The sequence below is a fragment of the Paenibacillus aestuarii genome (assembly GCF_027789125.1).
GTDB classification, from domain to species: Bacteria; Bacillota; Bacilli; order Paenibacillales; family NBRC-103111; genus Paenibacillus_E; species Paenibacillus_E aestuarii.
In genome coordinates this window covers 93,132-117,791 of sequence record NZ_JAQFVF010000002.1, presented here as the reverse complement: position 1 = coordinate 117,791, position 24,660 = coordinate 93,132, and the positions used below count along the sequence as shown (strand labels likewise).

At 51.7% G+C, this 24,660-nt stretch carries 20 protein-coding genes and 1 riboswitch; of the genes, 5 read left to right on the top strand and 15 right to left on the bottom strand.

Annotation, left to right across the window (positions count from 1 at the left end; genetic code table 11):
- Positions 1–19: 19 nt before the first annotated feature.
- Both O9139_RS00905 and O9139_RS00900 read right to left on the bottom strand, forming a co-directional pair.
- Positions 20–976, bottom strand: coding sequence for a thymidylate synthase (locus O9139_RS00905; RefSeq protein WP_270877557.1), 957 nt, complete (start codon positions 974–976; stop codon positions 20–22).
- A 54-nt stretch (positions 977–1,030) separates the two neighbouring features.
- A complete protein-coding gene (locus O9139_RS00900; RefSeq protein ID WP_270877556.1) occupies positions 1,031–1,939 on the bottom strand; it encodes a helix-turn-helix transcriptional regulator in 909 nt (302 codons plus the stop codon).
- Between the two features lie 170 nt (positions 1,940–2,109).
- On the opposite strand from O9139_RS00900, the gene O9139_RS00895 reads away from it, so the two are divergent.
- Positions 2,110–4,728, top strand: coding sequence for a GH116 family glycosyl-hydrolase (locus O9139_RS00895; protein ID WP_270877555.1), 2,619 nt, complete (start codon positions 2,110–2,112; stop codon positions 4,726–4,728).
- A gap of 21 nt (positions 4,729–4,749) precedes the next feature.
- On the opposite strand, the gene O9139_RS00890 is transcribed toward O9139_RS00895, so the two are convergent.
- The 6 genes from O9139_RS00890 to O9139_RS00865 form a co-directional block, all read right to left on the bottom strand.
- Entirely contained in the window at positions 4,750–6,600 is a 1,851-nt protein-coding gene (locus tag O9139_RS00890; protein WP_270877554.1) for a PAS domain S-box protein, read from the bottom strand.
- A 346-nt stretch (positions 6,601–6,946) separates the two neighbouring features.
- Positions 6,947–8,137, bottom strand: coding sequence for an acetyl-CoA C-acetyltransferase (locus tag O9139_RS00885; RefSeq protein ID WP_270877631.1), 1,191 nt, complete (start codon positions 8,135–8,137; stop codon positions 6,947–6,949).
- 5 nt (positions 8,138–8,142) lie between these two features.
- Positions 8,143–8,820 (bottom strand): 3-oxoacid CoA-transferase subunit B, encoded by a 678-nt coding sequence (locus O9139_RS00880; protein ID WP_270877553.1) that lies wholly within the window; start codon positions 8,818–8,820, stop codon positions 8,143–8,145.
- Positions 8,817–9,524 (bottom strand): CoA transferase subunit A, encoded by a 708-nt coding sequence (locus O9139_RS00875; RefSeq protein WP_270877552.1) that lies wholly within the window; start codon positions 9,522–9,524, stop codon positions 8,817–8,819. The genes O9139_RS00880 and O9139_RS00875 overlap by 4 nt, the downstream gene beginning before the upstream one ends.
- An 81-nt stretch (positions 9,525–9,605) precedes the next feature.
- Positions 9,606–10,385 carry a 3-hydroxybutyrate dehydrogenase gene (locus O9139_RS00870; RefSeq protein WP_270877630.1) on the bottom strand — a complete coding sequence of 260 codons (780 nt, stop codon included), beginning with the start codon at positions 10,383–10,385 and terminating at the stop codon, positions 9,606–9,608.
- Positions 10,386–10,407: 22 nt separating this feature from the next.
- Positions 10,408–11,787, bottom strand: coding sequence for a GntP family permease (locus O9139_RS00865; RefSeq protein WP_270877551.1), 1,380 nt, complete (start codon positions 11,785–11,787; stop codon positions 10,408–10,410).
- A gap of 142 nt (positions 11,788–11,929) precedes the next feature.
- Between O9139_RS00865 and O9139_RS00860 the strand changes: the two genes are divergently transcribed.
- Together O9139_RS00860 and queF are read left to right on the top strand one after the other, a co-directional pair.
- Complete coding sequence (locus O9139_RS00860; RefSeq protein WP_270877550.1) at positions 11,930–12,811, top strand: LysR family transcriptional regulator; 882 nt, start codon at positions 11,930–11,932, stop codon at positions 12,809–12,811.
- Positions 12,812–12,917: 106 nt separating this feature from the next.
- A riboswitch (PreQ1 riboswitch) is annotated at positions 12,918–12,961 on the top strand.
- A 96-nt stretch (positions 12,962–13,057) separates the two neighbouring features.
- A complete protein-coding gene (queF, locus tag O9139_RS00855; RefSeq protein ID WP_270877549.1) occupies positions 13,058–13,558 on the top strand; it encodes a preQ(1) synthase in 501 nt (166 codons plus the stop codon).
- Between the two features lie 41 nt (positions 13,559–13,599).
- Here the strand turns inward: queF and O9139_RS00850 are convergent, their stop codons facing one another.
- The gene (locus O9139_RS00850) at positions 13,600–13,929 is read right to left on the bottom strand and encodes a spore coat protein (protein ID WP_270877548.1); all 330 of its coding nucleotides are present in this window, start codon (positions 13,927–13,929) and stop codon (positions 13,600–13,602) included.
- 19 nt (positions 13,930–13,948) lie between these two features.
- Positions 13,949–14,194: a hypothetical protein gene (locus O9139_RS00845; RefSeq protein ID WP_270877547.1), complete on the bottom strand. Its 246-nt coding sequence runs from the start codon at positions 14,192–14,194 to the stop codon at positions 13,949–13,951.
- A 456-nt stretch (positions 14,195–14,650) separates the two neighbouring features.
- On the opposite strand from O9139_RS00845, the gene O9139_RS00840 reads away from it, so the two are divergent.
- Positions 14,651–14,839, top strand: a complete 189-nt coding sequence (locus O9139_RS00840) for a hypothetical protein (protein WP_270877546.1) — start codon at positions 14,651–14,653, stop codon at positions 14,837–14,839.
- Positions 14,840–14,892: 53 nt separating this feature from the next.
- On the opposite strand, the gene O9139_RS00835 is transcribed toward O9139_RS00840, so the two are convergent.
- From O9139_RS00835 to O9139_RS00825, 3 genes are all read right to left on the bottom strand, one after another.
- Positions 14,893–15,141, bottom strand: a complete 249-nt coding sequence (locus O9139_RS00835) for a hypothetical protein (RefSeq protein WP_270877545.1) — start codon at positions 15,139–15,141, stop codon at positions 14,893–14,895.
- 71 nt (positions 15,142–15,212) lie between these two features.
- Positions 15,213–17,252, bottom strand: a complete 2,040-nt coding sequence (locus tag O9139_RS00830; RefSeq protein ID WP_270877544.1) for a molybdopterin-containing oxidoreductase family protein — start codon at positions 17,250–17,252, stop codon at positions 15,213–15,215.
- A gap of 278 nt (positions 17,253–17,530) precedes the next feature.
- Complete coding sequence (locus O9139_RS00825; protein WP_270877543.1) at positions 17,531–20,770, bottom strand: response regulator; 3,240 nt, start codon at positions 20,768–20,770, stop codon at positions 17,531–17,533.
- 328 nt (positions 20,771–21,098) lie between these two features.
- Here O9139_RS00825 and O9139_RS00820 point away from each other — a divergent pair, with 328 nt between their 5' ends.
- A complete protein-coding gene (locus tag O9139_RS00820) occupies positions 21,099–21,812 on the top strand; it encodes a response regulator transcription factor (protein ID WP_270877542.1) in 714 nt (237 codons plus the stop codon).
- 46 nt (positions 21,813–21,858) lie between these two features.
- Here O9139_RS00820 and O9139_RS00815 read toward each other — a convergent pair whose 3' ends face one another.
- Together O9139_RS00815 and O9139_RS00810 are read right to left on the bottom strand one after the other, a co-directional pair.
- A complete protein-coding gene (locus tag O9139_RS00815) occupies positions 21,859–22,119 on the bottom strand; it encodes a metal-sensitive transcriptional regulator (RefSeq protein ID WP_270877541.1) in 261 nt (86 codons plus the stop codon).
- 24 nt (positions 22,120–22,143) lie between these two features.
- The gene (locus O9139_RS00810; RefSeq protein WP_270877540.1) at positions 22,144–24,648 is read right to left on the bottom strand and encodes an FAD-dependent oxidoreductase; all 2,505 of its coding nucleotides are present in this window, start codon (positions 24,646–24,648) and stop codon (positions 22,144–22,146) included.
- Between the last annotated feature and the right edge of the window lie 12 nt (positions 24,649–24,660).

Sequence of the window (24,660 nt, the reverse complement as noted above, 5' to 3'; positions counted from 1 at the left end):
GAAATGATTAAACCACTCTTTATACCGCTACTGGTGCTTTTATCGTTGGGTGAGGGTCATATCCTTCTAACCGGACATCATCTACCTCAAAATCAAAAATCGATGTTTTTGAAGTGTTCAGCTTCAGGCTAGGCAGATCTCTGGGCTCCCTGCTAAGCTGGGTGTTTATTTGATCCAAGTGATTATTATAAATATGAGCATCTCCAATGGTATGTATAAAGTCGCCAACACCTAATCCGCACTCATGAGCGATCATGTGAGTCAACAGGGCATAACTGGCGATATTAAACGGTATCCCCAGGAAAACGTCTCCGCTCCTCTGATACAATTGACAAGACAATTTATTGTTAGCTACATAGAATTGAAAGAGACTATGGCATGGGGGCAAAGCACTCGTCGGTACATCTTCCGGCGACCATGCCGTCACAATCAGTCTGCGGGAATCGGGGTTTTTTTTGATCGACGCAATGACATCTTGTAATTGATCAATCGTTTCACCTTGCGATGTCTTCCAGTGCCTCCACTGGCTTCCATATACGTTCCCTAAATCACCAAATCTCTCTGCAAAACGTTCGTCTTCCAATATGTTTCGTTTGAAAATGGCCATTTGCTCTTCGTATTGCTTGTTGAATTCAGGATCTTGCTGGGAGCGAAGTCCAAAGTCCTTCATATCCGGACCAGCGTATTCATCACTTTCAACCCATTTCAAAAAAGCCCATTCATTCCAGATATTGTTGTTGTGCTGTAATAAATATCGAATATTCGTGTCACCTTTGATGAACCAAAGAAGCTCACTGACAATCAAGCGAAATGGGACACGCTTCGTTGTAATTAAAGGAAAGCCGTCATTTAAATCAAACCGCATCTGATAACCAAAGACAGAAATCGTTCCTGTACCTGTTCGATCCTCTTTCCTTGTCCCATGATCAAGGATATGTTTAAGCAAATTCATGTATAGTGATTCACTGTTACTCATGTTAGGTTAAAACACTCCCGCCTCCATAGATTCACGTCTAACCTCTTATTATAATCAAGTCTGATCTCTGTCACCAGTCCTAAAATTCTTTTCCAAGCGACCAATTTCCGCCTGCTCCCGGTATTTCCCCGGTGTAACGCCGGTTGCTGCCTTGAACGTCTTGGCAAAGTGATGCACATCCGTGAAGCCGCAGTACTCGCTAATCAGTTTAATAGCTTGTCCTTCTTTCAGCAACTCCTGCGCGTGCTCCATCCGCAGCTTGAGCAAATATTGGTGCGGCGTCGTGCCAAAGTGCTTTTTGAACAACACCGTAAAGCGCGAAGGAGAGAGCCCCGCTCGCCTCGCCATATCTTCAATCGTAATCGGCTCCGAGATGTGGAAGGCGAAATACGATGTGATCCAGTTCAAAAAAGGCTTCGCCTGGGTCAACCCGCTTTCCGGCGCCATGTACTGCTTCAGCACGGAGCCGATCCATTCGTAAGCCAGCTGATGCGCCTCCATTTTGCCGACGAACGTCTGAAGCTGCCAGCTTTCAATCATTTTCAGGGCGAGATCGCGCATTTTTTGCGGGTGGCTAAGCTCGAGGCGGACCGGGATATGAAACCCTTCAGCATCGTTAATACGAGGCTGCATCCACGCCGTGTACGCACTCATATCCAATTGCCCGGGAAGCGTAATAAAGCTGTTCACCCGACCCGGATTATAAAAAAAATCGAGGTGCACATACGGATTAATCGTATTGTTCAACCCGCGGATCGTATGGATGTCCCCCGGCTGCAGCAACGCCAGATCTCCCTCTTTGAACACATGCAGCTCGCCTCGAGCCTGAATTTCAAAAACACCTTCCTGCACGTAAAAAATAATATAGTCCAGCAAATTTCGCTCGCCCAAAAGAAAAGGCGGACGAATCGCGTAATCCGCATTGCGGATATAAGGAACAAGATCGATGTCTTCGAGCTTCATTCGTCCTTCCTCCTTCTCAGCCTCAGCTTCTAACCGGAGAATACAATCGTTTTTCACACCAAAGAAGCGGTCTTTGTACAAAGACGGTAACAGCGCTTTCAACTATGATTATGGCATAAGGCAGCGCAAGAAGTATACCTATGGTTTGGCCCCCAGAAAGGAGAATTTCGATGAAAAAGGTGTATACGGGCTCAAAAACGAAAGAAATCTCGTTCCCGCTCGGTGGCATTGGCAGCGGCTGTATCGGCTTGTCCGGCAATGGCAGATTGATTGATTGGGAAATTTTTAATCGTCCTAATAAAAAGAGTTACAACGGTTTTAGCCACTTTGCGATTAAAGCGGAGCAGGACGGCCGGCTCCTGGACGCCCGGGTGCTGAACGGGGATATGCAAGGCCCCTACAACGGCGAGCATGTCCGGGGCGGTCCCCTTCATAGCGGGTATGGCTATGGACCGCAGAGCGAGACGATGGCTGGCATGCCGCATTTTGCGCATACGGCTTTTTATGGGGAGTTCCCGCTGGCTGGCATGACATTTGCCGATCCCGCTTTTCCGGGGAAAGTGGCTTTGCAGGCCTTCAATCCATTTATTCCGTTGAACGATAAAGACTCCAGCATTCCAGCAGCTTTTTTCGAATGGGAAATTGTGAACGAGAGCGATGCGCCCATCACTTACACGTTGTGTTTATCCACAGGGAACCCTATTCCCTCTGAAAAAGTGATCCACACCTATAAGGAAACGAACGCTGAAGCTGCACAGCCTCTGCATACTCTCAAGCTTGCCAGCCGCCAGTTCGCCGCAGACCACCCGCAGTTCGGCGATATTTGCATCGCGACGGATGCGGCCGAAGTCAGCCATCAAGCGTATTGGTACAGGGGCGGATGGTGCGACGCGCTGGAAATGTTTTGGCACGACTTTGCCAGACCTGGCGAATTGAACAACCGCATGTATGGTGCAGAGGACCGCCCGCCAAGCGCTAGACATCGGGATACCGCCTCACTGGCTGCCCGGATGGAGCTCCTTCCTGGGGAAAGCCGGAAAGTGAAGTTCGTCATTAGCTGGAACTATCCGAATATGGAAAATTACTGGAATCCCCAGAAAACTGGGACGAATACATGGACCAATTACTACGCGACCGTTTTTGAAGATTCCGTCGCCAGCGCCTCCTATGCCCTTCGGCAGTGGGAACGGCTCTACAGCGAAACGGCCGATTTCAAAGAGGCGCTGTTCGCCTCCACGCTGCCCGATGTCGTGAAGGAAGCCGTATCCGCCAACTTGTCCGTGCTGAAGTCAGCGACCAGCCTGCGGCTCACGGACGGCTCCTTCTACGGCTTCGAAGGCTGTATCGAGGATCAAGGCAGCTGCGAAGGCTCCTGCACGCACGTATGGAACTACGCATACGCCATGCCGTTCCTGTTCCCGAGCCTTGAGCGCAGCATGCGCGACCTCGACTTTCGCTATAACCGCCGCGGGGACGGGCGGATGTCCTTCAGGCTGATGCTGCCGATCGGCCGGGAAGCCAAAGATTTTCACGCCTGTGCCGATGGCCAATTCGGCGGCGTCATCAAAGCTTACCGCGATTGGAAAATTAGCGGTGACAGCGCTTGGCTCGCCGCCAACTGGGAGGCGATCAAGCAATCCATTGAATATGCCTGGGCGCCGAGCAATGAGGATCAGTGGGACCCTGCGCAGAAGGGCGTGTTGGAAGGCCGCCAGCATCATACGTTGGACATGGAACTATATGGGGCGAATTCGTGGCTGAGCGGATTTTACCTAGCTGCGCTGAAGGCCGGTGCGGAGATGGCGGCTTACTTGGGCGAGGCGGATACCGCCGAGACGTACAGGTGCATTTTTACTAAAGGAAAAAAATGGGTGGATGAGCACTTGTTCAACGGCTCCTATTATGAACAACATGTGGATCTGTCCGATCGGTCTATGCTGGAGCGCTTCGGGGAAGAGGCTGTGAGCAGTTATTGGAATGCAGAGCTGGGCGAAATCAAATATCAGATCGCCGGGGGCTGCGCCATCGATCAAGTTGTCGCTCAATGGCATGCCAACTTGTGCGGGCTCGGGGAGATTTTTGATAAGGTGCAGACACGTTCGGCGCTGCAAGCTTTATACAAGCACAATTTTAAAGCCAGCATGCGCAACGAAGCCAACACTTGGCGGATCTACTCTCTGAACGACGAAGCCGGGCTTGTCATCTGCACGTGGCCGGAGGGCACCGACAAGCCTTCCATCCCGCTCACGTACAATTCGGAGACGATGACGGGCTTCGAGTACCAAGCTGCCGTGCACATGATTCAGGAAGGGTTGATCGAGGAAGGGCTAACGATCGTCCAGGCGATTCGCGACCGCTATGACGGCGAGAAGCGCAACCCTTGGAACGAAATCGAGTGCGGCAGCAATTATGCCCGTTCAATGGCTAGCTACGCCTTGCTGAATGCGTTCAGCGGATTCGAGTATGATCAAGTGAACGGTATGATCGGCTTTCAGCCACTCATCGCGCCAGCCGAGTCTGAGTCGTTCCGCACGTTCTGGGCTTTGGACCGGGCATGGGGCAGCTTTGAAATGTCGCAGCACCATCTACGGCTGGACGTTTCACGCGGAGAACTGCGCTTGAAGCGGCTGAAGCTCGCTCCGTCCCAGCTCGCACAGGTTACACAGGTGAAGCTCGGGGATCGCGTACTGCCGTTCCAAATTTCTGACGGTGCTCTGTTTATGGCAGATGATCTCGTCGTATCAGCGCAGCAATCCGTCATTATTAAGCTGAATGAGGAACAGACGTAGACGCCAATAGGCCGCTCCAAGTCATGACAGACGACTTGAGGCGGCCTCCTTCTCTTCGGAAACGTCCTTCACTTGGGCAATCGGCAGCTTAATGGTAAAAGCAGCTCCTGCTTGCGGAATATTCTCAGCATGAATGGAGCCTCCATGGTCCTGAACAATCTTGTAGCTGACCATGAGACCTAGACCCGTGCCGTTCTGCTTCGTTGTGTAGAAGGGACGGCCGATATTGTTCATCAGCTCCAGCGGAATGCCAGGCCCCTGATCCTGAATCGTGATGCTCGTCTCGCGGGTATCCGCATCGACGATGAGCTGGATCTGCCCGCCTTTCGGCATCGCTTCGACGGCGTTTTTGAGCAGGTTGACGAACACCTGCTTCAGCTGGTTGGCATCCCCGATGACAGGCTGCGGCTTCGCTTTGTAATTGCAGAGCAGCTCGATATTGTTCATCAGACACTGCGTATCCAGCAGCAGCCGGACCTGCTCCAGCAGCTCACCCAAATCCAAAGGCTTGGCACTTTTGAGATTAGGCTTAGCCAACAGCAGCAGCTCGCCCGTAATCAAGTCGATGCGCTCCACTTCCGATTTAATAATATCAAAGTATTTGCCCGATTCCGGATACTTGTTTTGGATCAATTGAATAAAGCCCTTAATCGCCGTCAACGGGTTGCGGATTTCGTGCGCGATCCCGGCCGCTAATTGCCCGACAGCATTGAGCTTATCCGAGAGGCGCATGTACTCTTCCGTCTTGATCCGTTCCGTCACATCGCGAAGGACGACGTGGATCGCCGGTGACTCCTCTTCGAAATAAGCCGGCATACTCGTCACTTCAGTATCGATCACACGGCCGTCCAGATTGGTAATCTTTTGCCGCACACTACGGTGAACATAACCCCGATGGGTTTGCTCCATCTCTAATTGAATGAACTCATGATCTTCCGGCGGATGGTAGTCCAGAACAGAACTACCTATGACTTGTTCCGGCTTGGAGCCTCCCAATAAATCGAGTCCTGCCGAATTGCTGTAAACCCATTTGCCGTCCTGCACGATCATAAAAGCATCTGGCCAATTATCCACCAGCTGCTTAAGCATCTTCTCCTGCTGCTGCGCGCGTCGCGACAAGGTCTTCTGCTGCCCAATTTCCCTGCCAATCGCAGCGATCATAATTATTTCTCCACGCGCATTGTGAATCGGGGAGATTGAGGTGCTCACTTCAATTCTGACGCCGTTCTTGCCTTTGCGAACAAGCTCCAAATTCTCAATCATGCCGCCCTGGCCTACGTAGCGAATGATGTTCATGGATTCTTCCATTTTGTCCGCGGTTGAAATGGGCAGCTTCTTCCCGATTACATCTCCCGGCTCCCAGCCTGTAACGCGCGTATAGGCTTCATTAACTTCCAAGATATGCCCTTCCAAATCGTAGAGCACAAATACATCGGAGGAATTGTGAATCAAAGACTCATATTTTTCTTTCGTCGCCCGCAATTCTTCCTCTTGTTTCTTCAGCGGCGTAATATCATGGATAAAGCCGAGATAAGCAACCTCGGCGTGCAATGTGCTGTATTTGCTTGTCCCTTGAATAAGCCCCCAGATCTCATGGCCTTGTTTATGTATGTAGCGTATTTCCATGCGGTATGTTTCCGGAGCCGATTCCACATCGACGAACGGAGCCCAGTTCTTCTCCCGATCATCCGGATGATGAATATCCCGAATGTTCATCATCCTTATTTCATCTTTGCTATACCCGGTAAAATCACTAAAATATTGATTGACTCTAAAGATCCGACCATCCTGCCCAATCATGATAGCACCAATCGGTGCATTCTCTAAAAGGGTCAAGAGAGGTTCGATTACGGGATTCTCTTTCTCTGTCATCTTCTCTTACCCCCAAGGATTGGAAACGCTTACCATATATGTTTTGCTTTCGTTTGTAAAATGCTGCCACCAGCGCCGAGGCGCGTACATTGTCAGTATACAATGCCCCCCCTTCTCTTGGCTATAAAGCGATTTACTAAAAAATATGGATATATTGCACAGAAAGCTGAGCTCCCTCCATGCATGTTATCCATATCCTTCAAAAGCTTTATCCATGCCCATAACCTGCTTACAGATCGATAGCCCGATGGGGCTTGGTGTAATAACTGACACCCCAACCAAATCCGCCAAAAATAAAAGGCAGAGTCTCACGCTATCAATCTGAAAGCGTAGGAGACTCTGCCTTTCATATCGTGCTTTCGACCAGCATGGCGACGCCTTGCCCGCCGCCGATGCATAAGGCGGCCAAGCCCAGCCGGCCATTGCGCTTTCGCAGCTCGTGCAGCAGCGTGACGAGCACGCGCGCGCCGCTGGCGCCGATCGGATGCCCGAGCGCGATGGCGCCGCCACTCACATTGATCTTCTCCGGCGCTATGCCAAGATCACGACCAACCGCAAGCGATTGCGCCGCAAACGCTTCGTTCAGCTCAAACAGGTCGATCTCTTCGATCCGGACACCTGTTCGCTGCAAAATGCTGCGCGTCGCCTCGACGGGCCCCAGTCCCATGACAGACGGGTCCAGCGCAGAATGCGCGTAGCCCTTAATACGGGCAAGCGGCTTCAAGCCGAGCTCGCTTGCCTTCGCCTCTGACATGACGACAAGCGCCGCAGCGCCGTCATTGATCCCGGAGGCGTTGCCCGCGGTCACCGTGCCGCCTTGTTTGAACGCGGGGCGCAGCTTCGCCAGCACCTCCTCGGTCGTGCCCGAGCGCGGGTACTCATCCGCCGCGACGCGTACCGGATCGCCTTTACGCTGCGGGATCAGGACCGGGACGATCTCCTCCGCGAAGCGCCCCGAGGCGATCGCTTGCTCCGCTTTCTGCTGGCTCCACGCCGCGAAAGCGTCCTGCTCTTGCCGAGTAAGCGCATAGCGCTCGGCAATGTTCTCAGCTGTGACGCCCATGTGAATGTCGCACATGGCGCACCATAAGCCGTCGCGGATCATGGAGTCCACCATCGACGCGTCGCCCATGCGCAGCCCGCTCCGCGCGCCGGGCAGCAGGTAAGGCGCCTGGCTCATGTTCTCCATGCCGCCGGCGACCACGATATCGGCATCGCCGAGCCGAATCGCTTGCGCAGCCAGCATAACGGCTTTCAGCCCGGAGCCGCACACTTTATTGATCGTCATCGCCGGAACCGCTGTCGAGAAACCGGCCTTCAGCCAAGCCTGTCTAGCCGGGTTTTGGCCCAGTCCTGCTTGCAGCACATTGCCCATGATGACTTCGTTGACTTGCGAGTCATCCAGTCCGCCCGCCCGCTGCAAAGCTTCTTTGATCACGATGCTGCCCAGCTCAGGGGCTGGTACTTGCGCTAATGCGCCTTGAAAGCTGCCAATAGCCGTGCGCACGGCACTGACAATGACGACCTCTTGCGTCATTTGCGTCATAGCGAGTCTCCTCCCGACCGGTCCGACGTAGCCAATTGATCCGAACGCCAGACAAATGCGGCCTCCGTTTTCGCTCTAACTTCCTCAACCGTCGCCCCGGGCTGAAGTTCAACAAGCTCCATCCCGCTGGCCGTAAAGTCGAATACCGCCAAATCCGTAATCAGCCGGTTGACGACCGCATTGCCTGTAAGCGGCAGGGTGCAGGCCTTCTTCACCTTGGACTCGCCCTGTTTGTTCACATGCTCCATAATAACCACAATGCGCTTCGCACCGCTGACCAGGTCCATGGCGCCGCCCATGCCTTTGACCATCTTGTCGGGAATCATCCAATTGGCCAGATCGCCGTTCTCGGCCACTTCCATGCCGCCGAGAATGGCCAGGTCGATGTGCCCGCCGCGAATCATCGCGAACGATTCGGCGCTGTCGAAGAAAGCCGCGCCAGCCACGGCTGTGACCGTCTCTTTGCCGGCATTGATCAGGTCTGCATCCTCTTCCCCTTCCAGCGGATAAGGGCCAATGCCCAGCAGGCCGTTCTCGGACTGCAGCATTACCGTCAAGTCCTGCGGAATCGCATTCGCCACCAAAGTAGGGAGGCCAATGCCCAAATTCACATACATGCCGTCCGCTATTTCCTGCACAGCGCGGGTTACAATTTTGCCGCGTTCCTCACTCATCTCGTTCCCTCCCTGGATGTCACGGTGCGCCGTTCAATCCGCTTTGTATAGACGCCGCCATGCACGACACGCTGCACATAAATGCCTGGCAAATGAATTTCATCCGGATTCAACTCGCCGGGCTGGACGATTTCCTCCGCTTCCACGATTGTGATCGTTCCAGCCGTTGCCGCCAGCGGATTAAAGTTGCGCGATGTTTTACGAAACACAAGGTTGCCTAGGGTATCGGCTTTCCAGGCTTTCACCAGCGCGAAGTCGCCGGTAATACCCCGCTCCAAAATATACGTACGCCCGTCGAAGGTGTGATGCTCCTTGCCTTCCGCGACCAGCGTGCCTACGCCCGTAGCCGTGTAAAAGCCGGGAATGCCCGCTCCGCCGGCACGAATGCGTTCGGCCAGCGTTCCTTGCGGTACCAGTTCGACTTCCAGCTCGCCGCTTAAAAATTGCTTTTCGAATGTTTTGTTTTCCCCGACATAAGATGAAATCATTTTCTTGATCTGCCGGTTCGCCAGCAGCAAGCCGAGGCCCCAATCGTCCACCCCGCAATTGTTGCTGACGACGGTCAACCCTTGGCTTCCCCGGGCTTTCAGCGCCGCGATCAAATGCTCCGGAATGCCGCACAGCCCGAAGCCCCCTACGATTATTGTCGCTCCGTCGTGAATATCAAGTACGGCTTCCTCCACAGATGAAACTAGCTTGTTCATGCCGACACTCTCCTCCCCCTGCTTGAGAATACTTCTCACTCAAGACCTTTTTTCTATTATTTATATGTTCGCGAAAACGTTTTATTGAGCGGTATAGCCGCCATCGATCAATAACGATGCGCCCGTCACGCCGCGCAGCTTATCACTTGCGATCAGCACGGCAAAGTCGGCAATCTCTTCCACCGACAGCAGCCTTTTCTGCGGCACCAGCGGATAAATCACTTCTTCCAGCACGCTTTCCAGCGGCACGTTTCTTGTGCGCGCCAAGTCTTCCAGCTGGCCGCGCACAAGCGGCGTATCCACGTAGCCCGGGCACAGCGCGTTCACGGTAATGCCGTGGGCAGCGCCTTCCAGGGCGGCGACCTTCGTCAAGCCGATCAGCCCGTGCTTCGCGCTGTTGTAAGCGGCTTTGCCCGCGAAGCCAATCACGCCGTTGATCGAGGCCATATTAATAATGCGGCCGAAGCCTTGCCGCTTCATAATCGGAAACGCATGCTTAATGCCGATAAAAGCACCGGTTACCATCACTTTGAGCATAAATTCAAACTTCTCAACCGGAAAATCTTCAATAGGCGCCACATGCTGCAGACCGGCATTGTTCACTAAAATATCCAAACGCCCATACGCCCGCTCTACTGTCGCAATCGCTTCAGCCACTTCATTCTCCTGTGTGACATCGCAGCGCAGCCCCAGAGCGTCATGCCCCTCCTGCTTCAGTGTGGCAGCGGCTTGTTCCGCTTGCTCGCCACGTACATCCGAGATGACGACGGCAGCGCCTTCCCGGGCGAAAGTCCGGGCTATTTCCAGCCCGATTCCGCTCGCTGCGCCTGTGACGAAGGCTACTTTTTGATCCAGATACATAGTCACTTGACAACTCCTCATCTCAAAAGATAGATATAACAACCGCAAGCAAAAATACGGTCAACGTTTTGATGACGGTAATGGCAAAAATATCTTTATACGATTGTCTGTGCGTCAGGCCCGTAATTGCCAGCAGCGTAATAACCGCGCCGTTGTGCGGCAGCGTATCCATCCCGCCGGAAGCCATGGAGGCGATCCGGTGCAACAGTTCCGGAGAGATTCCCGCAGCCTGGGCGGCTGTCATATATTGTTTGCCCATCACTTCAAGGGCGATCGATAAGCCCCCGGATGCCGAGCCTGTCACCCCTGCAAGAATGTTCACCGCGAAAGCTTCGGAAATTAACGGGTGCGAGCTTAAGCCTAAAATCCAGTTTTGGATCACTTTGAATCCCGGAAGCGTTTTCACAACGTTACCGAAACCAACCTCGGAGGCGGTGTTAAAGATCGCCAGCAGCGCGCCCATGGCCGCAGCGGTTAAACCGGCTGCCAGCTTGTTGTTCACTTGGCGCACATTGATACATATCGCCGCCACGATCCCGATGCACAGGGCGACGATGAGCGCCCAGGTGGAAGAGACGGCTTTAACGCTGGCAATGTTAAACGTTTTGAGCAGCTCCTCACTGTACCAATTGTTGACGGTCAGGAAGCCTCGGCTCAGCAAGTAGTTGAAGACGAGCACGAGCACCAGCGGCACGATTGCCAGCCAGATGTTCGGATATTGCTGATCCGCGGCCAATTCCGGCTCGTTCTTGTGATTCGTGCCGTAGCCTTCGCCCGCCAGCTCCGCCTGCTTCCGGCGGCGTTCGAGCCAGATCAGGCCTGCGGCGAATACGAGAACGCCGCCGATGATCCCGACCACCGGTGCAGCGTAAGCATCTGTTCCGAAGTACGGCGTAGGGATAATGTTTTGCACCTGCGGCGTTCCTGGAAGCGCATCCATCGTAAACGTGAAAGCGCCGAGGGCGATCGTTCCGGGAATGAGCCGCTTCGGCACGTTCGCTTCACGGAAGATGGCGCTGGCAAACGGGTAGACGGCAAAAGCGACGACGAAAAGCGAGACACCGCCATAGGTGAGCACGCCGCACGCGAGAATGACGGATAAAATAGCGCGCTTGGAACCGAGCCCCTTCACGATAGTCTGGGCGATGGAAGATGCGGCGCCATTCAGCTCCATGACTTTTCCGAATATGGCCCCTAAGAGGAAGATTGGAAAGTATGTTTTGATATAGTTAGCCGCGTTGACCATGTACGTTTCCGTATAGCTTGGCATAAGCGCCAGACCGGAAATCAGGACAGCCAGTAAGGTGAAAATCGGGGCAAATACAATGACCGGGTAGCCCCTGTAAGCAAAAAACATCAGCAATCCTAAGGCAAGCAGAATCGCCACAACCTGAATGAACATCTGTTCACTTCTCCTCTTTGTCGAGAAATATAAAACGCTTACATTTCTTATGCTTCTAGTTTACATCGGACCTGTGCGGAGGTAAAATTCATAGATAGAATATTTCCTATGCCATTTATCTATGGATCGGAGTTGAACCGCTTTGGATCTCAGGCAGCTTACTTATTTACTGGAGATTGCCAAACAGCAAAATTTTACGAAAGCCGCAGAGAACCTCCACCTCACCCAGCCCACATTGAGCAAAATGGTGAAAGGTCTGGAGGCGGAGCTCGGTGTCACTTTATTTGACCGCAGCGGCAAATATGTCAAATTGACGGATACAGGCAGCGTCGCCATCGATCAAGTTCAGCTCATTATGCAAGCGGTTCAGAACTTGTACAGCGCAATTGAGGACGCTTCCAGTCTGCGAACGGGCACGATCCACATCGGCCTCCCGCCGGTGATCAGCTCGGTTTTCTTTCCGCGCGTCATCGCCAAATTTCAAAAACTGTATCCGCACGTAAAATTTCAGATTATGGAGGAAGGCGCCAAAAAGGTAGAGGGACTCGTCCTGGACGGGACGCTGGAGCTCGGTGTGGTCGTTACTCCCGTCGAACCCGATGCCTTTGACAGCATTCCTTTTTTAAATCAAAAGCTGGCGCTCGTTCTGCATCGCGACCATCCGCTTGCCGGGGAAGCTTTCGTCTCGCTGGCGCAGCTGTGCGATGAACCGTTCATCTTGTTTCCGAACGGCTATGCGGTACGCAAGCATGTGATGCGGGCGTGCCGCAGTCTCGGCTTTGAGCCCGACGTCGTCTACGAAAGCTCGCAGTGGGATCTGCTTGCCGAGATGGTGGCGGCCAATCTGGGCATCACCATTATGCCCGATGCGATTTGCAGCAAGATCGTCAATCCCGAATGCCGCACGCTGGAACTGACTGACCCGGAGATCCCTTGGGAGCTCGTTGTGATCAGCCGCAAGGATAAATACCAATCCTTTGCCATGCGCGAGTTCCGGACGTTCGTCCGCGGCTTGGCGAATTAAAGCGACAGGTGCGATCTTCCAACGCCTGATCGCGTGCATTTTCACCCTTTTTATGTTACATTTTCATATGAAAACTAAAGAAGGCACATCTAGGCGCCGTATGCACCTAGGAGAGGTTCGCAAACTCCCTCTATAAAAAACTAAGGATAACGCACTTCGGTTTGACTGTCATGAGTACCCGTGGTATGTTTTTTCGTGTTTTTTAGTTTGTCTTCTTTTCGTCCAGAAAAGAAAGGGGTTTTACCCATGTCCACAGGCAGAAGCCGTGAAGATTTGAAAGATATTACACTGTTAGGCAACCAAGGCACCAAATACATTTTCAGCTATGATCCTACACTCTTGGAAGCGTTCGATAACAAGCATCCGAACCGCGATTATTTTGTGAAATTCAATTTCCCGGAATTTACAAGTCTCTGCCCCATTACAGGACAGCCTGACTTTGCAACGCTTCACATTTCGTACATTCCCGACATCAAAATGGTCGAGAGCAAGTCGCTTAAGCTGTATTTGTTCAGCTTCCGTAATCACGGCGACTTCCATGAAGACTGCATGAACATTATTATGAACGATTTGATCAAGCTCATGGATCCGCGCTACATTGAAGTATGGGGTAAATTCACGCCACGCGGCGGCATTTCCATCGACCCGTACTGCAACTACGGCAAGCCGGGAACCAAATTCGAAGCGATGGCCGAACATCGCTTGATGAACCATGATATGTATCCGGAGAAGATCGACAACCGGTAATAATAAAAGGAGCTAAGCGCATTCACGCTCAGCTCCTTTCTCTATTGAAACGTAGGAAATTGCGTCTGATAGTTCGTAAATTGTGTTTTGATTTGCTGAATTTCCTGCTGGTCGGCGACTTTCATCTTATACCAGCCTTTCTGAAACATTTGATCAAAAAGTTGAAACTGGCAATTATGCGTGTCGCTGAGAATCGCCTGCACCGTTTCGTGCAGCTGCGGATTTTGCATTTCCAGCAATCCGGTGTTGTAACCGGAAGACAAATATTTTTCGTGCGTCAAAATTTCATTGATAAAGTCTCGATCATTAAGCTCCGGACCTTTAACCTGTGGCAGCTGTCCGGTTTGCGGCATAGCTAATTCAAGCGTCATGTGACAACCTCCTCTTGGTTTAGTGCAATAACGTCAGCAGCGAATTGTAATGCTGCAAATGCTTCTGCCCCGTCTGCTTAATAAGCGATTGAATTTGCGGATCTGTACAACGATTTGCGGTATCATTGCATTTTTTCATCGCGAGCAGTTCCCATGACAAAAAGTCTTTTACATAGGATAGCTCCTTGTCAGTGAGCACATTGCGATCTGATGTGGTCTGATTCTGGGATTGAGCTTGGCCCCCCGCTTGCATCTGCTGATTCATCAAAGTTGTTCCTCACTTTCTTCGGCGAGAAGTTCGTCTTTCTCTCTCTACTATCTGCCTGTCTCGGTCGCTCTATCCTTAACAAAAACATGCAGAGGAGGTCACGCCAAAGTCCTCGGAATAAAATTTTCTTCCATATTAGACCGAATTACAGGGCGATTGACTGAAGCTGCGCTTCACAGTCCGGATTTACCCAATTGCAGCCGGCGATTGGCGGATGCTGCGCGCCGCAGTCCGGATTTACCCAATTGCGAGGGGCTTTTTTCGACAGCTACCCGGAATTAGCATCTGTAAGTGGGAAAAATCGGATTGGAGAAGTGAATTCACTCTACTCGGACGCTGCAATTGGCCGAATTCGGACTATGGAGATCAATTGATAAATAGCATGCATAAAATAGCGTTTCTGGATCAGACTAAAGGAGGTGTTTAATCCAGAAGAAAAAGGTGGCTTTCAAGATGAACCAATCCAACCAAAACCAAAATCAAGCTAACAAAGCAGCTGTCCAATCTACACAGCTCAACCGACTTCCAAACGCTGAGAACGATGCGGAGTTTTCCGCAGAGGTCGCTGCTCAGGCTTTCCAAGGAGCAGGCCAAGGCGCTAACCAAAGCGCTAATGCTGCGAATAACGAAGACGAGCAGTAATCCCAAAGAAGACCCCAATGGTTCGGGAATGAACCTTCGGGGTCTTCTATTTTTTACATCGAAGTCGGTACCGGATAATAAACTGGCGGAAACGGGTTATGACAGCCCGGAAACGGGTGAATATCCTGGACCAGATATAACGGATAATGCTTGGTAGCGAATTGCGTGTGATACAAATATTCAATTAAGTAGATTTGGCCGCCTTGAACGCCGCACAAAACCCCGGAGACACCCGTGCCGTCCCGCAGCGATACACCAACAGGCTTCCCTATCCACATATAAGCTTTTTGCTCCAATGGCATCGGTGGTTTTCACCTCCTGCCATACCTTATGCGGGTATCCGCCTGATGGTTCAGCAGGCTGCTCGTTCACCTTATACCTTTTCTACCTGAACACGCCCGGAGAAAAATGTTGCTCCTCCCCCCATATCGGCGACCCGATCAGGGGTCAGCGCATTGACCAGTGCTTTGCGGCCTGGTGCATCCGCCCAAAGCCCTTGGCTGACAACAACCCCAGGCAGCACGTCCTCACCTGCGGATACAATCAGCTCGCATTCACCGCGAGCATTCCAGACCCGGGCCATGTCGCCGCTGGCCAGCCCTAACGCTGCTGCGTCCGATGCATTCATATGCAGCTTCGGCGCTTTTTCCATGCGCACATGCTTCTCATTATTCGAGAACGTCGAATTCAGGAAGTTATGATTCGGCGCCGGCACGAATAGGAACGGGTAATCCCCATCGTCGATCAGCGAAGTGTAAGTCGGCAGCGGCGGGTACCCTAGCTTTTCCATTTGCTCAGAGATCAGCTCGATTTTACCGCTAGGCGTTTTGAGTGGACTTGCCATCAAAGGCGTGATTTTAGCTTTGGCGAATTGCGTCTCCTGCAAGCCCTCTAAGGATATCCCTTCCAAATATGGATTGCGCGGATAGTTGAGCGATTGTCGAATCATTTCCTCGTCGCTATCCTTTAGCGCTTGTTCCTCATACCCCATCGCTTGTGCCAGCAGTCTGAATACTTCCGTATTCGCTTTGCTTTCTTCGTAAGGCGCGATGACAGGCTGTTGGATTTGCACATAATGATGCCAATATGATTTATACAAGTCCGTATTCTCATAGGAAGATGTTGCCGGGAGCACAATATCCGCGTACATGGCCGTCTCTGTCAGGAACAGGTCGTGCACGACCGTGAACAAATCTTCACGCTGTAACCCTTCTCTCACTTTATTCGCTTCCGGGGCGACGACCGCAGGGTTAGAGTTGTAGACATACAGCGAACGAATCGGCGGATCGAGCTCAAGCAAAGCGCTCCCCAACTGAATCATATTGATCTCCCGCGTAGGCTTCGCGAGCAAATCCGGCCGCTGCAAGGCCGCTGTATTGATATCCAAAAACCCTCCGTTGCCCTTAATGGCCCCGCCTCCGTGATGCAGCCATTGGCCCGTCAGCGCTGGCAGGCAGGCAATCGTCCGTACCGTCATACCGCCGTTATCATGATGCTGCGGCCCGTTGCCGATGCGGATGAACGACGGCGTCGTTTGCCCGTATAGGCGCGCAAGGCGGTAGATGTCCTCCACCGGCACGCCGGTAATCGCCGATACGACGGCCGGTTCATATTGGCGCACATGCTGGCGCAGCTCCTCATGCCCTACCGTATATTGGCTGAGGAAAGCCTCATCCACGATCTGCTCGGCAAACAAGATATGCATGATACCAAGCGCCAAAGCTCCGTCCGTGCCCGGCAAAATCGGAATAAACCAATCGGCCCAGCGGCCGGTCTGGTTTTTGTGAACATCGATGACCACGATCTGCGCTCCGTTCTTGCGCGCCTTTTCGGCCAGCACCACCTGGTGCATATTCGTGCTGACCGCATTAATGCCCCACATGATGATGAGCTTCGCATCTACGGTATCTTCCGGATCGATCCCATAACTGCCGCCCATCGTATAAGCATAGCCTTCCGTACCGGCGGACTGGCAGATCGTATAGAGCAACCGGCTGGCCCCCATCCGGTTAAAAAACCGCCGATCCATGCCCTCCGTCCCAATCCGCCCCATATTACCGTAGAAGCTATATGGCAGGATGGACTCGGACCCTTCTTCGGCGATCAGCCTTTGCCAATTGGCGGTGATGGTGCTTACCGCCTCCTCCCAGGAAATGCGCTCGAAGCGGCTGCCCTCGCCTTTGGGGCCGACCCGCTTCAGCGGGTACTTCAAGCGCTGCTCATCATAAATACGGGCCGTCATATTGCGGACTTTGTTGCAAATGGCTCCTTGCGTTATCGGGTGGGACGGGTCCCCTTCTATTTTCACTATTTTCCCGTCCTGCTTATGGAGCAGCAGACCGCACTGATCCGGGCAATCCAGCGAGCATACGGACGGAAAAACGCCATTTAACTGATCTATCATGTTCGACATAACTACTCCTTCTCCAAACTAGTAATTATTTTTACTATATACCTATTAAGGCTGGAGGGAAAGCATTAGCTGCGCCCAATTCTCTCCATCGCTTGACTTGGCACTGTAGGACGATACTGACCACCCTTGCATACCCTCACACGTTACAGTAGCCGACTTAAGCTTGTTTTTCATGCTTAACTTCACCCGTTGCCCTTTCACTCCTCACTTAGCGCCGAAAAACAGCGCTAACCACAAACAGCAAAAAGGCCAACCAATCCCTTGGTTGACCCTTAATGCTAAGCAGCATCCAACGACTGGATGATGCGGTTAATTTCCATCTGGATCCTAGCTGCGCCCAGCTTCCATTGTTCCATGGTGACGCCGGCGCCTTCCGCCAGCTCGGCATCGAGAACCTGCACGGCATCGAACAGGGATGCCGCAAAGAAATTCGCGGATACCCCCTTCAGCGTGTGGACCATTCTTCGAGCCAGCGTCATTTCTTGCTTATACAGCGCAGTCTCTAATTGCTGATAAAAGTTCCGGTAATCCTGCTTGAATTTATTAACCATATACTGAAAGATATGAATCTTCTCGTCCAAGTTTTTCATCACCTGCATCGTATCCATGCCTTCAATCCGATTGAGCCAGGTGAGATTTTGCCACTTCTGAATCATTTGCAGCAGACGCTCTTCGTCAACAGGTTTAATCAGGATGTCATTCATCCCTATTTTCAGACAGCGCTCGTGATCTTCACTCAACACATTCGCCGTTAAGGCAACTATCGGAATCCGGTTAAAATACTTGCTCTGACGAAGCTTGCGCGTCGTCTCATAGCCATCCATCTCCGGCATATGAAGATCCATCAGCACAAGACTCCATGGCTGCTCGTCGGCCTGCGCCAACACTTCATGACCATTGCCCGCAATCGTCACCTGATAACCTAGCCGCTCCAACATGTGCGTGATAACCAATTGGTTGATTTCATTGTCTTCCGCGACAAGAATGTGGCCCCTAAATGCGGCCTCTTCGCTGATCATTTCCTTATCGGCCGCCACCAACGCTTGCGCGTCCGCACTCTCGACCTGTGCCAGCGACTGCAGAGTTTGCAAGAAATTGAGCTTGCACACTGGCTTCATCATCACCGCATCCGGCCTTAGATCAAAAGGATACTTGTCCAGCTCCTCGCGGCCAAATATGGTCGTCAACGCGATCACCTTTGTGGTTTTCCGGTCAATCAAGCTGATAAAGCCCGTCCATGCCTGCAACTTGCGCAGCTGCTCCATCTCCATGTCCACGATGATATAATCGTAGACCGGCGTACGGGCCTCCATGCTATCCTCCAGCGCCTGGCACAGTTCAGAAACATTCGCAGCAGCTTTCACCTGCAATTGAAAAGAACTCAGCATACGGCATAACTGCTCACGCACCATCGGATGATCCTCTGCGACCAGCGAGTGATGGCTGCCATCAGCTAATTGTGTCAGCACAGGATGCTCCGCGAACTCTTGACGGCTCTGTTCAAACATCACCGTAAAGTAAAACCGACTGCCGACTCCCTGCTTGCTTTCCACCTTCAAAATACCGCCCATCGACTGGATCAAATGCTGGCAAATCACCAGCCCCAATCCGGTACCGCCGTACTTGCGGCTGGTCGAGCTATCAGCTTGAGTGAATGGCGAGAACAGTTTCACGAGCTGATCTTTGGCGATGCCAATACCGGTATCTTCAATGGAAAACGACAACAATACATTGTCTTCGACATAAGCTTCCAAACCAACCTTGATGCTAATGTTTCCGTTTTCAGTGAATTTAATGGCATTGTTCGCCAAATTAATCAGCACCTGTTCCAGGCGGAAAGGATCTCCATTCACATACATCGGCAGATCTTCCGAAGTATCGATGATCATTTCGATCCGCTTCTTCCCAAGAGCAGGACTGGACAGATCCGCCACTTTGCGCAGCGACTCTTCCAGCGAGAAATCCACCTTTTCCAATGTGATTTTTCCCGCCTCGATTTTTGAAAAGTCCAAAATATCATTAATCGTCCCCAACAGCGCGTTGGAGGAGGCTTCGATTTTGTGCAAATAATCTTTCTGTGTTTCGGAAAGCTCCGTCTTTTGCATGAGCAGCGACAACCCGATGATCCCATTGAGCGGCGTCCGAATTTCGTGGCTCATTCTAGCGAGAAACTGGCTTTTGGCCCAATTGGCTTCGTCCGCTTCCTTGCGCTTCTTCAAATCCGTGATGTCATGGATCGTCCCTGTCACCCCGCCGATTTCCGATTCGGTCCGGTAGAACGGTGACAGCGTCACATTATAAATATGCTCCTGATCATCTGCAAGGATCATGCACATTTCAAACTGCTGCACGGTTCCCTCCACGACAGCCTGTTCAAAAGCCTGCTCCCACAAATCGGCGTCATCCAAGGTGAGCATCGGTGAAAAGAGGCGGCCGATCAATTGATTGGCTTCAAGTTGCAAAGTTTGGCATAGTTTTTGATTCACAGAAGTCACGGTTCCATCAAGATTAAAACTCAAAATGAAATCGTCGGAGTTTTCGACTAAGATCTGATATTGCTCTTCCCGCTCGCGGATCTTGACCTCGGCGTTCTTATGCCCCGTAATATCGACGGCGGTCCCGATCACTTCGCTGACGATTCCAGATTGATAAATCGGCTGCAGCGTAACGAGCAGCTCGTGTTCTAATATTTTCGATTCATACATCACCCGTTCGCCTTGCCAAGCCCTGCTATAATACATATGCATAGATGCGGCGAGATCCTTCGGAATGACGGAAAGCTCGTCGGTTGACTTGCCGATAAATTGATTGGGCTCATAGCCCATTTGATAAAGCAATTGACCCTCGATCAAAACATAAACGTACCGGCCCCTGTGTTCATGCAGTTTGAACGTAAAGCCAGGCTGCATACGCAGCGTACTGATCAATTCTTGCTCTGCTTGATGCACCATTTGTTTATACGTGCGGTTGTGGAGTAAATATTTAAGGAACGAAGCAATAACGATCATGCACGCTGACTGGTATAACACATACTGCAAAATAAGATCCCATGAATCCGTACGGTACCACAGCCAAAGTAAAGAATAGTAGACAATATAGAAGAAAGATAACCCGTAGAGCCATTTCTTCCAGTAAGATTGAACTTTAGCAAAGATCAAGCAAACTCCGGTTAAACTGACGAATCCAATGACAAGCTGCGGAAGCTCCTGGGAACCCTCTATGATGAATCTCCCCGTCCACATCATAACGAAAGAGATAACCAAGGATAGAGGACCGCCGAGAAATGCAGATAGAAGCAAGCCTACACCTCTAAAATTCATCTGAACATGATCGTCAATTAGAACGCTGAAATTTAGTAAGATAAGGGCTAAAATACCATGAGCAAGCCCCACAACAACTTTCCGCCGCCACGACAGCTTAGCATCCAGCTCGGTATGGATGAGAAATTGTTCGACAAAAAGTACAAATACGGTAATAATCGCAAAATTAATTAACAGACCCTGCAGCAGGACAATCACCAGCCTATTCTGGACATTGTTGTAGATTCTAACTGTATATGTATATTACGATGCCTATTTCCAGTTGTCACTGTTTTCTTTCATGCCTACACTTTCTATCATAACTTCTATTTATTAGCTAACTATGCGCTCTCTGTTAGATAAACTGGCAATATTTACTCATAATTTACTAACATTTTCTTCTTTTCGCCTAAATAGTAGGCGATTTTAGCGATTTACTCTTAAAAATCAGCAGGTTATAATGAAAATATGAGCAAAATGTTAGCACTAAGCTTAATAGAACTAAGTTTTATCATAGAGGCATTTAACGTTACTTGGGGGAATATTTATGACAAAAGTTCTATTAATTGAAGATGACGACATTATCGGAGAAATGATCTCTATGTATTTAACGGAGGAAAGCTTTGAAGTGCTGCGGTGTCATAATGGGCAGGATGGCGTAAGCGCTTTTACCGAATTTCAACCGGATATCATTTTGTTGGACTTGATGCTTCCCGATTTTGAAGGAACGAACTTATGCAATACGCTGCGCAGCATGACCAATGTGCCCATTATTATCATCTCTTCGAATTCCAAAGTCAGCGAGAAAATCGAAGCTTTTACCGTCGGTGCCGACGACTACTTATGCAAGCCGTTCAGCATGCACGAAATGAAAGCCCGTATCCTGGCGTTCTTGCGCCGCTCCCAGCAACAAATTGCCGTGACTCTAGAACCTGCTGTGAGCAAGGCGGCTCAGACAGCTCCGAAAGCGTCGCAGAACAGACTGAACATGAACATGGAAACTCGCACACTATCTGTGCGCGGCGAGACGGTAGAGATGACGTTCTCCGAATTTGAGCTAATGCGCCTGCTCTACGAACACCCGCAGCGGGTGTTTCGCCGGGAAGAATTGATCAATGCGCTTCGCGGGTTTGATTCTTACATAAATGACCGGTCCATCGACGTTCATATCACCAACTTAAGGAGAAAAATCGAAGTCAATCCGAAGGAACCCAAGCATATCAAGACGGTTTGGGGGGTAGGTTATAAATTCGTGCTTTAAAAAAACGACCATCCTGTTGGAGAAAGCCCCTAGGATGGTCATTTCTTTATCTGCTTTTGACAATCAGTTCAACCGCTTCTTCAATCACTTGACTTGGTGAATTGCCTTTCTCCAGTTCCTCTTGAATGCAATGCTCCAAGTTGGCGCCAATGACGGTTCCGATGGTGCGGTCAACGGCTGTGCGGATCGCTGAAAGCTGAGTCACGATATCCCGACAGTCCTTGCCTTCCTCCATCATCGCCAAGACGCCGCGCACTTGCCCTTCAATGCGTTTTAAGCGATTTTTAATGCCATTTTCATACTCCATGCACCTGCCCCCACTTTCACTTAACTAAATGAACAGATTTAATCCCGCATCCTCCGCATCGCCCAAATAGCTCGCTACGCCGGCATAGTCGATGCCATCGATCAATTCTTCGCGCTTAACGCCCATAATGTCCATGCTCATCGTACAAGCGACCAGCTTCACGCCGGAACGAATCGCTTGCTGCATAAGGGACTCCAGCGATTCTGCATTTTTCCTCCGCATCGCATGACGGATCATTTTGGGGCCAAGGCCACCCATGTTCATTTTGGACAACGGCAGCGCTCTGCTGCCTTTCGGCATCATGAGGCCGAACATCGCTTCGACGGCGTCTTTGTTCACAGGGGGAGCCTCATCCTTGCGGAGTACATTCAAGCCCCAGAAGGTGAAGAACATCGTCACCTTCTTCCCCATGGCCGCGGCTCCGGAAGCGATAATAAAAGCCGCAATCGTCTTGTCCAAATCGCCGCTGAATACGACCATGGTGGCGCCTGTTTGCGCCGGTGCCGCCAAGCTTGACTGCTGCGCACCGGGCGCTGCTGCCTGCTTGCTGCCTTTGCGGATCACGGCTTGAACGACGCCGTTCGCGGATTGCAGCGACTCCAGCGTGTTGCCTGTTTTCTCACTCCATTTGGCAATGTCGGAAGCAAAGCCAAAATCAGTGGACCGCACCTCGATGGTATCGCCTGATTGAATCTCGTTCATTGTCTCATATACCCGCATTATAGGGCCTGGGCATTGCAATCCGCAAGCATCGACGATGACATGTCTCGCTTCCTTGGGCTCTGCGGGACTGGTCATCTGCACCTTTATAGTGGCTTCAGCTTGGTTGCGCTCAGCAGTTGGCTGATTAGTTGGCTGATTCTGGGCTGCTGGCGGCTTCGATTCCTGAGCCATCGCCGCGTAGGTCCGGTAGCCCCCGTCTACGTTGCGCACCTGGAAACCGTGCTGCTGCAAAATCCGCGCCGCGACATACCCCCGCTGCCCAACCTGGCACGATACCGCAATCGGATCTTGCTGGGGCAGCTTGGATAATCTTTCTCTTAGCTCGTTCAACGGTATATTGATAGAGCCTGGAATAAAGCCGGCTTCTCTTTCAATCGGATCGCGCACATCGATAACCAGCCCGCCACCAGCAATAAAGGCGTCGACCTCATGCCATTGCATCGTTGCGGCCAAGCCGTCCATCACATTAGCTGCCACATAGCCGGCCATATTCACAGGATCTTTGGCCGATGAATACGGCGGCGCGTAGGCGAGTTCAATGTCGGCCAAATCGGCAACGGTCAATCCGCCCCGCATCGCTGTCGCAATGACGTCGATACGCTTATCCACGCCGTCCGCGCCCACGGCTTGGGCGCCATAGATGATGCCGCTGGCTTTATCGAACAGCACCTTTAGCGCGATCGGCGACGCTCCCGGATAATAACCCGCATGGGAGCCTGGGTGAATATGAATCGCTTCGAAGGGGATCCCGCGGGAGCGAAGCGTCTTCTCATTGCTGCCGGTTGACGCGGCCGTCAGATCGAATACTTTGACGATCGCCGTCCCGTAGGCGCCGAGGTAATTGATCTCGCGGCCATTAATATGATCGGCGGCCAGCCGTCCTTGACGGTTCGCTCCCCAAGCGAGCGGCACAACCGTCTCGAACCCGAGTACGCGATCCTTGACTTCGATGGCGTCGCCGACGGCATAGATCGCAGGATCGCTGGTCTGCAGCTGTGCGTTGACGCGCACGGCGCCCTTCACCCCGAGCTCCAGCCCGGCGGCTGCGGCCAACTCGCTTTCCGGCTGCACACCGACAGCTAAGAGAAGCATATCTGTGCGCAGCTGTCTGCCTGACGCAAGCTGGAGCATGCTGCCTTGATCATGTACAGCGACAATGGAATCGTTCAAAACCAGCTCAACGCCTTTCATGCGCATGTGCTGTTCAACCGGCTTGACCATCTCGGGGTCCAGCGGCCGCAAAATCTGCGGATTACGATCGATCAGCGTCACTTCCACTCCGCGCTTGCGCAGGCTCTCCGCCATTTCCACCCCGATGAAGCCGCCGCCAACAATTGTTGCGTGCCCTGGCTTTTGTTCATCGACAAAAGCTTTGATCCTATCTGTATCCGGCACATTCCGCAACGTAAAGACGGATCGCGCTTCGGTTAGTCCCGGAATTTTTGGCACAACCGGCTTTGCACCCGTAGACAAAATCAAAATATCATACGGATATTGGAACTCTCGCCCGCTTTCCAATTCCTTCACCTCGACAACCTTATTCACGCGGTCGATGCGGGTCACTTCCGACCGAACGCGGATGTCCATCCGAAACCTTTTGCCCATGCCTGCCGGGGTCTGTAAAAACAATTTATTTCGAGACTGAATCGTCTCTTCTATATAATAAGGCAAGCCGCAATTGGCAAAAGAAATGTAGCTGCCTCGCTCCAACATAGCAATATGATCCTCTTCATTCAATCTTCTTAACCGGGCCGCAGCAGATGCGCCTCCAGCAACTCCACCAACAATGACAATGTTCCGCGGCATATCATTCATTCC

Excerpts from the sequence above, each read along its gene's own strand:
- O9139_RS00810 (WP_270877540.1), bottom strand. The coding sequence starts at position 24,648 with ATGCCGCGGAACATTGTCATTGTTGGTGGAGTTGCTGGAGGCGCATCT.
- O9139_RS00840 (WP_270877546.1), top strand. The coding sequence starts at position 14,651 with ATGAACCAATCCAACCAAAACCAAAATCAAGCTAACAAAGCAGCTGTC.
- O9139_RS00850 (WP_270877548.1), bottom strand. The coding sequence starts at position 13,929 with ATGACGCTTGAATTAGCTATGCCGCAAACCGGACAGCTGCCACAGGTT.
- O9139_RS00870 (WP_270877630.1), bottom strand. The coding sequence starts at position 10,385 with ATGTATCTGGATCAAAAAGTAGCCTTCGTCACAGGCGCAGCGAGCGGA.
- O9139_RS00885 (WP_270877631.1), bottom strand. The coding sequence starts at position 8,137 with ATGACGCAAGAGGTCGTCATTGTCAGTGCCGTGCGCACGGCTATTGGC.
- O9139_RS00900 (WP_270877556.1), bottom strand. The coding sequence starts at position 1,939 with ATGAAGCTCGAAGACATCGATCTTGTTCCTTATATCCGCAATGCGGAT.
- O9139_RS00880 (WP_270877553.1), bottom strand. The coding sequence starts at position 8,820 with ATGAGTGAGGAACGCGGCAAAATTGTAACCCGCGCTGTGCAGGAAATA.
- O9139_RS00845 (WP_270877547.1), bottom strand. The coding sequence starts at position 14,194 with ATGAATCAGCAGATGCAAGCGGGGGGCCAAGCTCAATCCCAGAATCAG.
- O9139_RS00835 (WP_270877545.1), bottom strand. The coding sequence starts at position 15,141 with ATGCCATTGGAGCAAAAAGCTTATATGTGGATAGGGAAGCCTGTTGGT.
- O9139_RS00895 (WP_270877555.1), top strand. The coding sequence starts at position 2,110 with ATGAAAAAGGTGTATACGGGCTCAAAAACGAAAGAAATCTCGTTCCCG.
- O9139_RS00905 (WP_270877557.1), bottom strand. The coding sequence starts at position 976 with ATGAGTAACAGTGAATCACTATACATGAATTTGCTTAAACATATCCTT.
- queF (WP_270877549.1), top strand. The coding sequence starts at position 13,058 with ATGTCCACAGGCAGAAGCCGTGAAGATTTGAAAGATATTACACTGTTA.
- O9139_RS00820 (WP_270877542.1), top strand. The coding sequence starts at position 21,099 with ATGACAAAAGTTCTATTAATTGAAGATGACGACATTATCGGAGAAATG.
- O9139_RS00815 (WP_270877541.1), bottom strand. The coding sequence starts at position 22,119 with ATGGAGTATGAAAATGGCATTAAAAATCGCTTAAAACGCATTGAAGGG.
- O9139_RS00875 (WP_270877552.1), bottom strand. The coding sequence starts at position 9,524 with ATGAACAAGCTAGTTTCATCTGTGGAGGAAGCCGTACTTGATATTCAC.
- O9139_RS00890 (WP_270877554.1), bottom strand. The coding sequence starts at position 6,600 with ATGACAGAGAAAGAGAATCCCGTAATCGAACCTCTCTTGACCCTTTTA.
- O9139_RS00830 (WP_270877544.1), bottom strand. The coding sequence starts at position 17,252 with ATGTCGAACATGATAGATCAGTTAAATGGCGTTTTTCCGTCCGTATGC.
- O9139_RS00865 (WP_270877551.1), bottom strand. The coding sequence starts at position 11,787 with ATGTTCATTCAGGTTGTGGCGATTCTGCTTGCCTTAGGATTGCTGATG.